Genomic DNA, 16,666 nt, shown 5'->3' on the forward strand with positions numbered 1-16,666 from the left:
AAAATAATTAATTTTCCCATTTTATATCACGTTAAAAAATTCTAATTTTATGGAATTTTAGCAGTAATACGTAGGGTGTACCACAATTTGATTCCATAGAACAGATGTATTTAAACAACGATTTAAATAAGTATATTAAAAAATTTACCACTGACACAAAAACTTACCACAACAGCTATACACCTCTATTTTATCGGATAAACAAAGCCGAAGATGCTGTGGAATTTTTGAAAATAATGGAGGAAAAACCTTATACCAAGGTGTTTGATGCTATTAACAATCAATTACAAGATTTAATCAAAGTACTTCATCCCACCAGGGTCTTTGAAGCAGCTGCATTAGAAGCCGCCATAGACATTCATTTAAAGGGTGTAGCACGTACAGACTACGGTGTTTGGGTATATTACCCATGGATAGATACGATCGTTCACCTATTAGATGAGCAGGAGTTTATTGAAGTACGTACCAATAGAAACAAACATAAAATAACACAGGCAGAGCAAGACGAGCTTTCTAAGAAAAAAATAGGTGTTATTGGCCTATCTGTTGGCCAGTCGGTTTCACTCACGCTGGCCATGGAGCGTGGTTGCGGCGAACTTCGCATTGCTGATTTCGATGTACTGGATCTAACCAACTTAAATCGCATTCGTTCTGGCGTTAATAATGTTAACATAAAAAAAACAGTCATTGTTGCGCGGGAAATTGCAGAAATAGACCCTTTTTTAAAGGTAACCTGTTTCCATGATGGCATTACTGAAAACAATATAGACGAATTTTTAACCAGCAACGGTAAACTGGATTTGCTGATTGATGAATGCGATGGCATTGATATTAAAATACTTTGCCGTACGAAAGCAAAAAGCTACGAGATTCCCGTGCTGATGGAAGCTAGTGACCGTGGCACAATCGATATCGAAAGGTTTGACCTGGAGCCGGAACGTCCGATATTGCATGGCAAAATTGAACACCTGGATCTTTCTAAAGTTAAATACCTCAAAACAAATGAGGATAAAGTGCCCTATATTTTACCTATTGCAGGCGTAGAAACTTTGTCTACCCGCATGAAAGCTTCCATGCTGGAAATTCAGCAAACCATTACTTCCTGGCCACAATTGGCCAGTGCGGTAACTTATGGTGGTGGTATTACGGCAGATTTGTCACGCAGGATATTACTGGATCAACTTCATGTTTCAGGAAGATTTTTTGTAGATATGGAAGAAATCATCTGTGACCCCATTGATCAGGAAAAAGAAGTTAAACCTCCGGTAATCGAAAAAGGCATCAGCTTTGACGACATCGAAGCCAGTCTTAGCCAGGCTACTTACCGCAATAACCCGGAAGCCCTTGTTTTAAGTCAGCACGAACTCGACGACATCATTGCCACTGCACAAAGAGGAAGTTCGGCAGGAAATAATCAACCCTGGAAATGGTTTTACCAAAAAGGGAAGCTGTTCTTGTTTCATGACACAGAACGTTCCTTCTCTTTTGCAAACCAGGATAACATTGTGGCGTTCGTAGGTTTTGGCCTAACCCTAGAAAGCATCCGCTTAAAAGCGCAAGGCATGAACTTATCGGTTGATGAGCAGACCTTCCCAGACCCATCTATTCCTACGTTAATTGCTGTGTTGCAATTTACAAGCCTACAGGAAATCCAAAAAGATCCTTTAGCGCCATTTACGGCCATTCGACATACCAGCAGGAATATTCCTAAAGTTAATAAGCCGATAAAAGAACAAGATCTTTTGGAGCTGCAAGCGGAAACATCAAAGATTGAAGGTGCTAAATTATACCTGTGCTCGGATCAGGAAGCCATAGCGAAATTAGCCGGTGTGATGGGCCAGGCCGATAAACTGCGCCTCTTTACCCCTACGGGTCATCATGAATTATTCAATTTGGAACTGCGCTGGAACAAAGAACATAGCGAAGCCACCGGCGACGGATTGGACCTGGAGTCTTTCGAATTAACCCCTGGTGAAGCGGTAGGCATGCGCATTGCCAAAGATCCGAAGGTGCTAGATTTATTAAAAGAATGGAAAGGCGGGGCAGGCCTGGAACGGCTATCCCGGAAGTCGGCATTAGGGGCTTCTGCCATCGGTTTGATCACCATGCCCGCTTATACTGCACAAAGTTTTATTAATGGTGGAAAAGCCGCAGAGCGCGTTTGGCTTACGGCCAATAAAAACAATATCTCTATGCACCCAATGACAGCGAGTATATTACATTTCAACTTGTTGAAATACGGTACTGCATTAAATGACGACTTGTTTTTAAAAGAAAAGTTCGGCCAGTTAAATGATATTTTTTACCAGCAATTTGATCAGGTTGGTCCTGAAGAAGTTTCGGTATTTCTGTTCAGGTTATTTTATGCAGAGAACCCTACTACACTTTCACAAAGAAAACCACTAGCACAAATATTTAAGTCTAAAAACAACTAAATGGTACGATTCAGGGCATTTAAAGCTACCGATGACGAAGCCTCCTGCTTCAAATTTATTGAAGGTCACAGAAGAGTACTTGAGATTTTCGGCATCACCATGATTACTTCTGCTAAACATGAATGGGTACATCATGATAACACTTATGTTATTTTAGTGGAGTCATTGGAAGATGGCAGAGCGCTTGGCGGCGCAAGAATCCAGATTGCTGATGAGCACTTGGCATTGCCGATCGAAACGGCTATTGGTAAACTGGATGAAAATATTTACAAACAGTTAGACCAGCGCAAACCTTTAACCGGTGAACTATGCGGTTTATGGAACTCTAAAGAAATTGCCGGTTTCGGTGTAGGAAGCATTTTCCTGATCAGGGCTGCTGTAGCACTGGCCTATTCGTTAGACTTAACCAGTTTGTTTGCGCTATGCGCTCCGGCAACTGTGAGGGGAGGTAAAAAAACAGGTTTTGATATCAATATAGAATTGGGTAACAACGGCCAGTTTTATTATCCTAAACTGGACCTTATTGCTACAGCTGTAATTATAGATAACCTGAGAACACTGGAAAAAGCAGAGCCAGAGATCAGGGACCTGGTTTTTGATTTAATCAATAATCCTATACAGGTGAGGCAAGAGAAAAGTCCGAAAGGCGATATCGAGATCACCTATGAACTTCAAGTACCTAAGTTGGTGAGCCAGTGAAATTAATTAAATTCATCCTGCTGTTTGCAGTCTGCCTGATTTCATTTGGCTGGACAACTATTGCTGTAGCCCAAAATAAAAAGGACTACCACGAAAATAAACAGCTCAACATCAGTAACCAGGTTTCCATTTTCGAAGATCCGACTGGAAAGCTTTCCTTAACAGAAGTAATTGCAGCGAATAAGTTTACCCTCAATAGCGAGAAAGTGGCTAACGTAGGCCTAACAGCCGCCAGGGTGTGGATAAAACTGCAGACTTACCATCCGGATAAAACAGAGGATGCTTACCTGGAAATAAAAAACCCAACATTCGACAGGGTAACACTCTTCACCCCTGTAGCAGCAAACCAGTTTACACAAAAATTTTCCGGACAAGCAGTAGCACTATCGAAACGTGATTTCAACCACCAGAATGTGATATTCCAGTTGTCGCCCGTTAATCAGGATACCCTTACTTCTTACCTTAGCATCGAATCGGTAAACCCGGTTACCCTTCCGGTTTACATTGGCAACCTGCAAGCCACCATCAAGTCGGTATGGCTGGAAGATGTGGTATTCAGCTTATACATTGGCTTAATCCTGACGATGTTTGTGTACAACATCTTCATTTATTTTACCGTTCGCGACCGGAGTTACCTCTTTTATGTAATTTATATTGCCACGGTAGGTTTCACTCAACTATCGCTCAAAGGGTATTCCATGGTGATTTTTTGGAAAGACAATGTATGGCTTAATAACCAGGGCACCGTATGTTCCATTGTATTGGTGGGTCTTGCCTCCATAATTTTTACCAAAGAGTTTTTACACGTTAAGCGATATTATAAACAATTAAACCGTTTTTTAAACATCCTCATCATTTGTTATGTACAGGCTTTACTGGTCAGCTTAATTGGTTATCCACGACAAGCGCAAATCTTTTTGCAAGCATTAACGTTAACAGCGTCGTTAACGGTGATTACCACAGGTATCCTGGTCTATCGAAAAAACTACCGCCCAGCCTTGTTTTTCACCATTTCCTGGTCATGCTTTCTGGCAGGTGTCATCATCTTCATCTTAAAAGATGTGGGTGTGCTCCCTCCTACCTTTTTGATTAACAATGCCATCCTGATCGGATCAGGGCTGGAAGCCGTACTGTTATCATTTGCTTTGGCAGACCGGATTAATATTTTAAAAAAGGAAAAAGAATATTCACAAGCTGACGCCCTGCGTATCCTGACTGAGAATGAAAAGCTGGTAAGGGAACAAAATGTGCTTTTGGAACAAAAGGTAAAAGAACGTACGGAAGACCTGGAAAAAGCAAATATCACACTCAATACCGCAATAGTAGATTTAAAAGAGGCGCAGTCGCAATTGGTTGATGCCGAAAAAATGGCCGGACTTGGTCAGCTTACCGCTGGTATTGCCCATGAGATCAATAATCCGATCAACTTTGTAACGTCAAACATTAAACCGCTTGCCTTAGATATTGATGAACTTAACGACGTAATCAATATGTACGAAAAGATTGACCGAAATGGTGATTTAGACCAGCAGCTCAGCGCCGTTGAGGCCTTTAAGAAACGTATTGACATTAGCTTTGTAAGGGAAGAAATCAAATCGCTGCTGAATGGAATTGGCGAGGGTGCCCAACGCACAGCAGAGATCATTAGAAGTTTAAAAAACTTTAGCCGACTGGATGAAAGTGATACCAAACCCGTTGACCTGAATGAAGGATTAAACTCTACCCTGGTGCTGATTAGAAGCACTTTCCCGACAAACCTGGTGGTGATTAAAAATTATGGAGAACTGGCCTTAGTAGAATGTTTGCCGGGTAAAATAAACCAGGTATTTATGAACCTGATTACTAATGCCATACAAGCCATTAAATCGAAAGCTGTTCCTCAGGAGAAAGAATTTCTTGAGGTAAGCACCTGGCAGAAAGAAGACTATGTCTATGTAAGCATCAAAGACTCGGGTATGGGGATGACGGAAGAGATTAAACAAAAAATATTTGAACCTTTTTTTACCACTAAAGATGTTGGAGAAGGCACAGGCTTAGGCTTATCCATCGTTTTCAGGATTATAGAAAGTCACCAAGGTAACATTGATGTTGTAACAAATGTTAATCAAGGTACAGAATTTATTATTACATTGCCTGTAACTAAAAAATAAGTCGGTTATGAATGCACCTTCGGTTAAAATTCTTTATATAGATGACGAAGAAAACAACTTACATGCTTTTAAAGCTGGGTTTAGAAGGCAGTATGAAATATACACCGCAATTTCTGCAGCCGAAGGACTGAAAATACTCCAGAACGTGAATGTACACGTGATTATTGCCGACCAGCGTATGCCTGGCATCACCGGCGTGGAATTTTTCAAAAGCATAATAAACACCTATCCTGATCCGATAAGGATATTGCTTACCGGATATACCGATATCGAAGCGCTTGCTGATGCCATTAACGAAGGGCATATTTACCGCTACATTACTAAACCCTGGAATGACCTGGAGCTGCACAACAGCATTAAAAATGCTTATGATGCCTACAAGGCAAAAACCGATTTGCGTGATAAAGTTGCCGAACTTGAAAAAACCAACGATGAACTAAACCGTTTTATCTATAGTATTTCGCATGAGTTACGCGCGCCATTAGTATCTGTAATTGGTATTATTAACCTGGTTAAAATGGAAGACCTCTATTATTCCAGCGGGGAATACTGGGGGCTGGTTGACACCTGTTCTGTTAAACTTGACTATTATATTCAAAAAACCTTAGAATACTATAAAAACAATAAAATTGAATCTGACCAGTCGGCTATAAACTTTAAACAACTGGTGGAAGACCTGATTCAATTGAATAGTTATGCTGATAAAGATACCCAATTTACAGTCTCCATTGAGCAGGAAGAGGTATTTACGGGCGATGCCTATCGGATTGAAGTGATCCTGGGTAACCTGATCTCTAATGCCATCAATTACCAAAAGGTTAATGAACCCAATAAAAAAGTAGAGATTACGGTGCAGGTATCAGCTGAAATGGCTGAAATTTGTGTGAACGATAATGGAATTGGAATTTTAGAAGAACACCTGGAAAGGATATTTGCACAGTTTTTTAAGGCAAAAAATCATCATGGTAGTGGCTTAGGCTTGTTTATCGTAAAAGAAGCCCTCACTAAGATCAATGGTAAGATAACCGTAAAATCAAATATTAACGACGGAACAACTTTCAAAATCCAAATACCAAATGCTCAACTTGACTAACAAATTCCGTCAGGTAATGTTGATTGATGATAGTGCAATTGATTTAAAGATCCATAGCAAAATCTTATCACTCCATTACGTAGGACTGGATATTATCACTTTCCTGACTGGATCAGAAGCCTTGATGCATTTAAAAAAGTTCAAGGATCTGCCTGATGAACTTCCTGACTTAATTTTACTCGATATTCAAATGCCAGAGATGGATGGCTTTGAGTTTTTAAACAGGTTCACGAAACTCCCGCCAATCATCATTGATAAATGTGCTGTGGTCATGTTATCTTCTACCTTAGACTATGGCGACACCATTCGTGCGCAAGCCAACAGGCATGTAATAAAATTGCTTAAAAAGCCGCTTAACCCGGTTGAACTCAAGCGAATTATAGGATAGGCGGCTTTATAAGCAAATCTTTATATTTTTCTACCAGTGTTAATTACATTGACACCATCAAAACGTGTAGTGGAAGAGCCATGTGAAACTGCACTAACCTGACTTGGCTGGCCTTTCCCGTCAGCAAATGTTCCGCCCAGGCGGTAATCACTTTTACCCGCCAAACGGCTGCAGGAGTTCCAGAATTCCTGGGTATTACTTTGGTAAGCAGCATCTTTCAATAGGCCAACAATTTTACCGTCTTTAATTTCATAAGCCAGTTGTGCACTGAACTGGAAGTTATAACGTTGCTGGTCAATGGAGTAAGAATTACGCCCAAACATATAAATCCCTTTTTCTACATCTTTAACCAGTTCCGCAGCAGTGAGTTCGCTATCTCCTGGCGCTAAAGACACATTGGGCATCCGTTGAAAGGGAATGCTGTCCCAGCTGTCGGCATAACAGCACGCCTGTGAAGCTTCCAACCCGAGGATATGGGCCTGATCCCTGATGGTTTGATAATTGACCAGGATACCGTCTTTAATGATATCCCATTGTCCGCATTTCACCCCTTCATCATCATAACCTACCGCACCCAGAGAACCTTGTTCAGTTTTATCGGCAATGACATTTACTAATTTACTTCCAAAGTTAAACTTCTTGCTTTCCCACTTATCCAGCGTTAAAAAGCTTGTGCCTGCATAGTTGGCTTCATAACCTAAAACACGATCCAGTTCCGTAGGGTGCCCTACAGATTCGTGAATGGTTAAGAACAAATGTGTAGGATCCAGTACCAGGTCGTACTTACCAGGTTGCAGAGGTTTTGCTTTCGCTTTTTCGGTTAAGTGAACTGCAGCTTCCTTCACATCTTCCAGTATGTCGTAACGTTTTTTGTACATCGTTACCGGTCCGCCTTTGATCTTTTCGCTTTCCTTAGGCACCAGGTATTCATAACCCATGCCCATTGGGGCACTAAAAGCATTGCGGGTTTCAAACTTTCCACCTGCAGGATCAATTTTAGTGACAGTAAAGGTTGGCCAGATGCGATGAACATCCTGATCAATGTAAGAGCCTTCTGTAGAGGCAAAATATTTCTGTTCATTCACCATAAAGATGTTTGAATTCACATATTTAGCACCGGCCAGCATGGCTTCACTGTTTACTTTCAGCAAGAGGTCAATTTTATCCTTAATGGGTACTTCAAAAGCATTAATTTCTAAAGGTGTTTTCCAGCTTACTTCGCCAAAACCCTGTTGTGGTGCCAGCTGCACAGGTTCTGTGAGTAATTTAGAATTTCCTTTTGCAATGGCGACGGCCATTTCTGCAGCCCTGGCAATGCTATCATTATCGAGGTTGTCAGTAGCGGCAAAACCCCAGCTCCCATTGGCAATCACCCGCACCCCAAGGCCATAAGATTCGCGGTTAGCGATATTCTCTACCTGTTTTTCGCGTGTGGCAATAACCTGATTCAAATACCTACCGATGCGAACGTCGGCATAGGTAGCGCCTTTGGAACGTGCGGCATTTAAGGCCACATCTGCCATTTTCTTTTTTAAAGCGATATCAACGGGTGTCAATGCAGCTTCTACAGAGATATCCCTCCCAAAAAGTGGAACACCTTGCACCATGGAGGCCCCGAGGCCTACCCCGGTCATGTATAAAAAATCTCTTCTTCTCAATTTCGTTAAGGATTAGGTCATAAAAAAGCGATGGCAAGGCCATCGCTGATGTAGTTAAACGGCGTCAGAAAGGGAAGTAAAAGTAAAGTCCCTGATTTTCATCGGCGGGATCATTCCATTGCCTGTTCTCACGGGTTTACCTAAGGCTTCCACGTTATTTAACATGATCACCGGGCTCTCATTAAACCTAAAGTTTTTAACAGGGAACTTAATCTCCCCGTTTTCAATATAGAAAGTACCATCGCGGGTAAGGCCGGTCAGTAATAGGGTCTGAGGATCTACAGAACGGATATACCAGAAACGGGTAACCAGGATGCCTTTCTCTGTGCTTTTAATTAAATCTTCTAAAGACTGGGTGCCCCCTTCCATCACAATACTTCTGTTAAATGGAATCGGTGACACACCTTTTTGAGCTGCCCAGTACCTGGAATAACTTAGGTTTTTAACCACACCCTTTTCCACCCACTGCGTTTTATTTACCGCAATTCCATCACCGCTCCAGGTGGCTGAAGGTACATCAGGATGCATGGGATCGGAATAAATGCTTACGTTATCAGAAAACAACTGTTCGCCAAGGCGGGTGCCCCCACCTGGTTTACTCATGAAACTCCTGCCTTCATCGGCACTGCGGGCATCAAAACCCCTGAACATATTGCCCAACATATCACTGGCCGCCAAAGGCTCCAGAATAACGGTATATTTTCCTGGCTCTATAGCTTTAGCCCCCGCAGAACCCACCGCTTTTGAAGCAGCGATTTTACTTAAGGTCAGCGTATCCATTTTATCCAGGTCGTTAAAACCTTGTTCGATATAACCTGAACCTGTTCCTTCCTGGTTTCTTACCGTAACAGAAAAAGAAACATCTGTACTTTGATTATAAGCAAAAAGGCCTTTGGAATTCATGACTGACCTGAATTCGGTAGCGTTTTCCAGAAAGCCCGCAGCTTCCAGCTTCGCCGCTTTCGACACTTGTAAGCTTTTGGCTACCATGTCGGCACGGGTGTCGGGCGTAATGGCTGCTGTTTTTGCATTAAAAGTTGGTGATTCTTTAAAGGTTTGCGGACCTAATAGCGGCATAAACTCCGGGTTCTCCGGGGCCAGCATGGCCAGTTCTTCAGATCTTTTCACCACTTTTTGCAGAGAGGCATCATCAAATTCATTGATGCTGGCCATGCCTGTTTTTTTACCGTAAGTAGAACTTACTGATAAACTCATCACGCTGATTTGTCCGGCAGTAGATACGGCGTTTCTTGCATAACGTATGTTACCACCATCTGATCCGCTTAAACTTAATTCGCAGGATTCTGCTTTAGAAAAGCTGAGTACTTTTTTTAATATTGCCTGGGCTTCTTCTTTACTTAATATGGCCATAATTATATCTTTCTTGCTGTATTAATAACATTAACTCCATTAAAACGTGTCGTTGAACTTCCATGAGAAACGGCACTACTTTGCGAAGGCTGTCCTTTACCATCGTTAAAGGCACCACCTAAACGGTAATCGCTTTCGTCGCACACCGCCGAAACTGAGTTCCAGAATTCCTGTGTATTGCTTTGGTAAGAAACATCGTTGAGCATGCCCACAATTTTTCCTTCTTTGATCTCATAAAACAACTGGCCACCAAACTGAAAGTTGTATCGCTGCTGGTCAATAGAGAAACTGCCATCACCAATAATGTAAACCCCTTTTTCTACATCTTTAATCATGTTGTCTACACTCAGTTTTTCCTTTCCGGGTTGCAGGGAAATGTTTGGCATGCGCTGAAATTGTACATCATCCCAGCCTTGTGCATAACAGCAGCCCTGAGATTCGTCTAAACCAATAATATGTGCCTGGTCTCTGGTGGCCTGGTAGTTTACCAGGATACCATCCTTAATGATGTCCCATTTCTTGCATTTAACACCCTCGTCGTCATAACCCACTGCACCAAGTGATCCCACTTGTGTTTTATCAGCCACCACGTTCACTTGATCACTTCCGAATTTGAAGTTTTTAGATTTCCATTTATCCAGGGTAAGGAAACTTGTTCCGGCATAATTAGCCTCGTAACCTAACACCCTGTCTAATTCTGTAGGGTGCCCTACGGATTCATGAATGGTTAACCATAAATGGGAAGGATCTAAGATCAAATCATATTTACCAGGCTCTACCGACTTGGCTTTTATTTTTTCCGTTACATTTAAAGCGGCAGATTTAACATCTTCCAGCATATCATAACGTCCTTTGTATCGGGTAACAATACCTGCTACCTTGTGTTCAGGTGCTGCGTTCAGGTATTCATAACCTAAACCTGATGGGGAACTTAAAGAGTTTCTGGTCTTAAATTTCCCTGAAGCACGATCGATTCGGGTCACATTAAATGATGGGTAAATGCGGTGTACATCCTGATCGATGTAAGACCCGTCGGTAGAAGCGAAGTATTTTTGTTCGTTTACAGAAAAGATAACGGAGTTGACGAAGTTTGCGCCATTTTGCATGGCCACATCGTTAACCTTCATTAATAGGTCTACTTTCTCCTTTACCGGAACCTCAAAGGAGTTAATCTCCAAAGGTGTTTTCCAGCTCACTTCACCATACCCTTTTTGTGGGGCAAGCTGCACAGGATCTCCCTGAATTTTAGCATTGGCTTTTGCTACTGCTACGGCTTGTTCTGCGGCTTTGGCGATGCCATCTTTGGTCACGTCATTGGTGGCAGCAAAACCCCAGCAACCGTTTGCCAATACACGGATGCCTACACCGTAAGATTCTGTATTGGAAATTCCCTGCACGCGTTTTTCGCGTGTAGCGACAAACTGGTTCAGGTAGCGGCCAATGCGAATATCGGCATAGGATGCGCCTTTGCCTCTTGCGGCATTTAAGGCCACATCGGCCAGTTCTTTTTTAATTTTTACGTCTACCCCATCCAAGGCTTGCAAGGGGTCAATGGAATTCCCGAATGCCGGGAGGTTGGGAAGCAATAAGGCACCCATGCCCATTCCAGATAAGTAGAGAAAGTCTTTTCTTTTCAAAATGAATATTTTGGTTCAGTTAAATAATATACAATCTAGTTAATTACCATGATGTTTTAATATTTGAAGCCTATTTTTCGCCTATCAATTAATTTTGTTACGAAAGAACCGGGCTTCATACCACAAATAACCTGTGGAAAGCAGGAAAACAAGAAAATACCACCACATGGAACTCTCTTTTACGTCCATTTTGGTGCTTTCTATAGTTTTTACTTTAGTTTTTTGTTGCGAAACATGTGCTGCAGTACGCTGAAGTTTTTGGTGCCACTTGCTGCTCGCCCATTGGCTGTTTTCATATACGTAAAACCAGGCTAGTTGGCCATTAAGGTCCGCGGAAGTCCAGCCAGGTTGAAGGGGCCAGAAATAGGCATCCCATTCAAATGGTTTTTCCATATTCTGACGCATTGCCAATTTATCATTGTTCATGATCACCCTTGGCATCTGGCTACCCATTGCTTGTGCCACCAGCATTCTAGATTTAGCGCCTATAACAGGGTATTCCGGTAAAACCTGCCAATCCATGATCACTTGCTTTTTTCTGCCCCCTGATTTTATTAATCCAGACCAGAAGTCGGCATAGGCGGTCTTCTTCCCTTCCAGCAATAAGTTATAGGTATCGGGAACAGTGGTAACCACTACTTTACCACGACCGTTTAAACGGGTAGGTTTTGCCACTTTGGCCCTCATGATCATGCCTAGTCCTGCTTTACCTTCATTATTAATGGCCGCTTTTTCTGCAGCCGGTAAAGTGCCCCAGGTATCTTCGTCAGTCAGCAGCAAGTCGGTATTTTTTAAAACCGAACTATGGATTGTATTCCCTAAGGTTTGTTTAGTATTCAGGTAATCTATACTGAATTTGCCCTTGCTAATCTGTGTTCTGAAAACCACAGGATACTGCTGTTCATATAGCCAGTTTTTAAGGAATTTGTATTCAAAGTCAGGGAAGGAGGCGAGGATTAATATCCTCATGGGTTTCTCTTCCTGCATTTCAAAAGGTACCGGCTCGTTAACTAAGGTATCATTCCCGCTGAAGGCGAGCAATTGATAAACTGCACGACCGCTTAAGGCAGGATTTGTTTTGAAAGAAAACCTGGTATCTGTTGCTGGCTTTATTTTTACCGAATCCAGGTGCAGACCCAACCCTTTTAACACTAGTTTTATTGGCTCTTTACCTGCGTGGTGATAAATCCCTTGCAACACCAGGGATTCCGTTTGATTAATTTTCCGCTTCCAGTTGGCATTAATTATACCAGATGGGGTAGCTGCAGGGTGATAATTGATTTCATAATCCTTTAACTGCTGTAGCTGACTTTCCTCCAGTCCGTAGCCATACAGCTTGATTTTAGTGAGCGCTGGGCGCTCTTGCAGGAACAAATACAGGTCTGGAATCCATACAGCCTTGCCTTTTAAAGCCTGCTGTATTGATTTGTCGCTGGTGTAAACTTGGCGATTTGCAGGAATGGAGTCAACAGCTGCGCCGGTGGTTAAAAAAACAATCTCCTGTGGGGAGGTCTTTTTTAAAGACTGGTATTTTATTGGATATAAGAGAAAGTATAAACTGAAAACGGCCAGCAGACTGGCGATTATACGCCAGGGCATGCGCGATTTATTCGGCCGCAGGTATTCCTTTATAATTAGAAAAACACCTACAGCGATACACATAAAAAGGGCAACCTGTTGTTCCGTCATTAAGGTTTCATTTGGTGGAGGTGATTAAAATAGCTTTGGTAAAGCGTTGATGCTGGTGCCGCTACAGGCTGTTGTGGCCTGGACTGGGCGGCAGGTATGATGTTGAGGATGGCTTTTTGCACGCCCTGAATATCAGTTAATACCATTGTTTTGGCCGCCTTAACTTTCCTTAATTGTTTCAGGGCAGGCAGGAAAGTAGCCGGATGCGTTGCTGCAGCCACAATCATCTCCTGTTCAGCAGCCTGTAGCACGGGGTAGTCGGCCGCCTGAAATTCTTGTCCGGCTTTACGCTTTTCCAGTAAACCCAGTGTTTGCTTCAATAAGCTAGCCTTTTGCGAAGGTTCTGTATAAGTGCTTTTGCGCAGTGGCTCACCGATCTTATCAAGTTCACCGGTCAGGCGTTTTTCTTCTTTTAAGGGCGGCATATTGACCGATGTTTTGGCAACATAAGCCCTAGATTTTTGTTGCAGGTCTTTAAATAAGCGCAGTGCTTTATATTCATAGGGCAAAGCTTCCTGCGGTTTAAAAGTGCGTAACCGCAGCTCTGAATTCCACATCTCCGTCAATACCGCTTTTAGTTGTGCTTTTAATTCAGGCTCAAAAAAGGTAGCATCTTCTGCCACATCATGGTTATGGGCATAGCTTTCCATAATGGCCTTGGTATCGCCAAACTTAGGCGTCTCGCCATGGTCATGACCTTCATGATCACCGTCTTCATGGGCCTCTTCTGGCCCGATCTCTCCCTCCGATTCTTCCCCTAAAAACTTACCATACCTGAGGCGCAATAGCTTTTGATCGATGCCCAGGTTGTTGCTTCGGTTTTTAAACACCTGCTCGGTCATGCTGCTTTTGTCTTTTAGCAATTGCTCGGTGTCAATAATGATTTGTCGCTGGCTTCTAAAATACTCTGGCACTAGGTTTACCCCATTCGCCATGCCCGTCATACTCATCAGTTCTGCGGTATCCACCATGGAAACAAAATAAACTTCCGAGCGGCTGCTTTGTCCGCGGGTATCCAATGCCTGAACAAAGAAATACAGTTCATCGCCTGGCTTTAGTCCTAAAGACCTCAAATTGAGCACCTGGTTTAGCTGCATATTTGGCTGCTTAGCAAAGGAACTGTTAAAAGGGATTTTCCTTTCAGTGAAGCTCACCCCCTCACCTTTTCCACTGGCCATGGTTACTGAAATAAAGGCATTGCTAACACCATAATCGTCCTGCAAGGAAACCTTTAAATTCACCTGTGGAGCCTGTCCGTAATCTATCAAGGTCCGTGGTTTCGGACTGTTAATTTTAATGCGGACTGGTAAATCGTGGATCAGGTCTAATTGGTATAAGTCGGATTTTATACCGCCAATATTTAATTGGTAAAACCCTGGCTGACTAAGTTTACGGCGTAATTTAAACACGGTTCCGGATTTATCTAACGGACTAACAACCACCGTTTCCTTTTCATTAAAGATAAATTTCATAGTCCCCAGCGGTACTGATGTCGTGATTTGCCAATCGACAATCGCCTCCATTTCAGCCCTGATATTCAACAAGGTTTGTATCCTTGGAGACAGACCAGTATAAGTTGGTGGAGTAATATTAACCAGCACTGCAGTAACCTTTGGCGGAACATTTTCTTTTACCGGAGCTGCATCCACTATGCTGGTGTTTGCTGTTGATAGTCCAGTACTATTTTTTCGGGGCTGGAGGTTTAACAGCCAGCCAGCTAACAGGATCAGCACGAGGGCAAAACCTGTATACAGCAACTTTTTAGCTAACACTTCAGGTAAGTCCAATGCAGGAAGGTTCGCCCTGACTTTTTGTTTCTGAAACCTTTCCAGCATCGAAAGTGATTGCTCATCTTTATACAGTAACGCTGTACTTTCTTCCAGCTCTGGATACCGCTGGTCGAGGTAACGAGAAACGGTGTGCTCGGAAACTTTCCAATAGGGATGCCAGTACGTCAATGCTGCAAAACAGGCAACCCAAAGCGGCAACAAAACCCAATAGGGAGCTGCAAACTGATAGACAGCGATGTACAGTAAAACGAGAGCCAACGCCAGGCTAGCGCCCAACAGCAGGAGGAAGTTCAGGATAACCCACTTTCTCTTTAAATTGATTAAAGAAATGACCTCTGTAGTCCTCATACAGCAGATTTATTTTTATTTCGAATAGACAATATTCTTTCCAGCACAAACACCAGCCAGGCAAATAACCAGATGATCGGACTTATAGTTTCCTTAGGGTCTGCCCTGTCCACCGTGCCCTTATGTTTAACCTGTAAAGTCATGGTCTGGCCATGGGGTAACATCCTTTGATCGGCAGCATGGCTTTCGAAACCAAAGTCTGTTTCGCGTGCCGTAGCCCCCGTCACCAATGGCATTAACTTTTTCACGAATTGCTCATTCCAAACAAAATCTGTCCATTGTGGGTTAAAACGTGAATAAAAGAGGTAATGGTTTAAGCCTTTTGATTGTTGAAGCGATAACAAAGGATCACCAAAACCGTCCGTCCACAGGGGAAACCCTTTGCTTTGACTGGCTCTTATTCTTTTATGTAAAGTGATCGCTTCCCCACCAACAGCAAGAGCTTCGTTATCAAAGGCTATAAAACTTTCTAGCTGTTGTGTTTTTCCGGGTACATAGCTAAATAACGATGCACCCTTTTTCCAGGCGCTTGTTAATAAGGGATCCAGCGGACGGTCGGCTAACCAAAATACCAGATCAGGCTGTAATTGTTCAAAGTTAGTTTTACTCCATGGCCTCAGCAGGATCTTGCGTTCTGTGAAACCGGCGATGGCTTCAATGGCAGCGCTCAGGTATTTTTTATCTTGAGGATAACCCAACTCGTAAATCAGGATGGTGATGTTACCGGTATCTGACGCAATGGCTTTATACAGTGTTGATGCGGGTGAAGATTGTGCTTCGAAAGTTTTGCCGTAGGCTTTAGTGGTCCATTGGCTTAGTGTATCTGATCGCTTGATCACCTGGTGGTGCAAGTCATAGGAGCGTTGAGGCAATTCCTCACCCAGCTGATTCAAACGGCGGTCGCTATACAAATACACCCGGTAATTTGCTGGCAAGGTACTGTTTAACTGTTTCAACAAAGCGGTATGTAAATGTACAGCCGGAATACCTGGGTTTTGTGTTAATGTATCTTTCAGACTGAGCTGCTCGAAACCAACATTAAAATCATGAAGTTCATAACCGGTAGTCAATAAAGAGTCGATGGTCAGTTTATTTTCTTTATAAACCAGGGGAAGATCTGTTTTATCCAATAAAATCCAGCCTTTTTGATCACCTTTTTTAAAGTCCTTGGTCATCACCGGCTTAGCGATCAGGAAAGCAAGCAACAGGATCAGCAAACAACGCAGCAAGAAAAGCAGCCAGTCGGTCAGCTTAAAGCTTTTGGAACTTTTCCTGGAACTTACCCCCAACAAAGCGATGTTTCCAATTTTCAAGACCCTGCCCTGATTTAGTTTCCACAAGTGAATCAACAGCGGAACCAGCAATCCTGCAGCAGCCAATAAACCTATGGGATAAAGTAATTCCACGT

The 16,666-nt window shown here is 42.7% G+C and carries 11 protein-coding genes; 5 read left to right on the plus strand and 6 right to left on the minus strand.

The features are described from left to right. Positions 1-104 precede the first annotated feature (104 nt). From IWX76_RS04755 to IWX76_RS04775, 5 genes are read left to right on the plus strand one after another with little or no spacing between them, the layout of a single operon-like run. Positions 105-2,435: an Rv1355c family protein gene (locus IWX76_RS04755; RefSeq protein ID WP_196858717.1), complete on the plus strand. Its 2,331-nt coding sequence runs from the start codon at positions 105-107 to the stop codon at positions 2,433-2,435. Beyond that, positions 2,436-3,134 (plus strand): hypothetical protein, encoded by a 699-nt coding sequence (locus IWX76_RS04760; RefSeq protein WP_196858718.1) that lies wholly within the window; start codon positions 2,436-2,438, stop codon positions 3,132-3,134. It begins immediately after the preceding gene. Further along, positions 3,131-5,284, plus strand: coding sequence for a sensor histidine kinase (locus tag IWX76_RS04765; protein ID WP_196858719.1), 2,154 nt, complete (start codon positions 3,131-3,133; stop codon positions 5,282-5,284). Before IWX76_RS04760 ends, IWX76_RS04765 begins: the two co-directional genes overlap by 4 nt. 7 nt (positions 5,285-5,291) lie before the next feature. Continuing rightward, positions 5,292-6,377, plus strand: coding sequence for an ATP-binding protein (locus tag IWX76_RS04770; protein ID WP_196858720.1), 1,086 nt, complete (start codon positions 5,292-5,294; stop codon positions 6,375-6,377). Then, positions 6,370-6,765: a response regulator gene (locus IWX76_RS04775; RefSeq protein WP_196858721.1), complete on the plus strand. Its 396-nt coding sequence runs from the start codon at positions 6,370-6,372 to the stop codon at positions 6,763-6,765. Before IWX76_RS04770 ends, IWX76_RS04775 begins: the two co-directional genes overlap by 8 nt. A 20-nt stretch (positions 6,766-6,785) precedes the next feature. Here the strand turns inward: IWX76_RS04775 and IWX76_RS04780 are convergent, their stop codons facing one another. From IWX76_RS04780 to IWX76_RS04805, 6 genes are all read right to left on the minus strand, one after another. Then, complete coding sequence (locus IWX76_RS04780) at positions 6,786-8,423, minus strand: TldD/PmbA family protein (protein ID WP_196858722.1); 1,638 nt, start codon at positions 8,421-8,423, stop codon at positions 6,786-6,788. A 54-nt stretch (positions 8,424-8,477) separates the two neighbouring features. Beyond that, complete coding sequence (locus IWX76_RS04785) at positions 8,478-9,794, minus strand: TldD/PmbA family protein (protein ID WP_196858723.1); 1,317 nt, start codon at positions 9,792-9,794, stop codon at positions 8,478-8,480. 2 nt (positions 9,795-9,796) lie between these two features. After that, entirely contained in the window at positions 9,797-11,431 is a 1,635-nt protein-coding gene (locus tag IWX76_RS04790; protein ID WP_196858724.1) for a TldD/PmbA family protein, read from the minus strand. 84 nt (positions 11,432-11,515) lie between these two features. Then, entirely contained in the window at positions 11,516-13,120 is a 1,605-nt protein-coding gene (locus IWX76_RS04795; RefSeq protein WP_196858725.1) for a hypothetical protein, read from the minus strand. Then, positions 13,120-15,258, minus strand: a complete 2,139-nt coding sequence (locus tag IWX76_RS04800; RefSeq protein ID WP_196858726.1) for a hypothetical protein — start codon at positions 15,256-15,258, stop codon at positions 13,120-13,122. The genes IWX76_RS04795 and IWX76_RS04800 overlap by 1 nt, the downstream gene beginning before the upstream one ends. After that, complete coding sequence (locus IWX76_RS04805) at positions 15,255-16,664, minus strand: BatA domain-containing protein (RefSeq protein ID WP_196858727.1); 1,410 nt, start codon at positions 16,662-16,664, stop codon at positions 15,255-15,257. Before IWX76_RS04805 ends, IWX76_RS04800 begins: the two co-directional genes overlap by 4 nt. Positions 16,665-16,666 lie beyond the last annotated feature (2 nt).

Source organism: Pedobacter sp. CAN_A7, assembly GCF_015752175.1.
Taxonomy (GTDB): domain Bacteria; phylum Bacteroidota; class Bacteroidia; order Sphingobacteriales; family Sphingobacteriaceae; genus Pedobacter.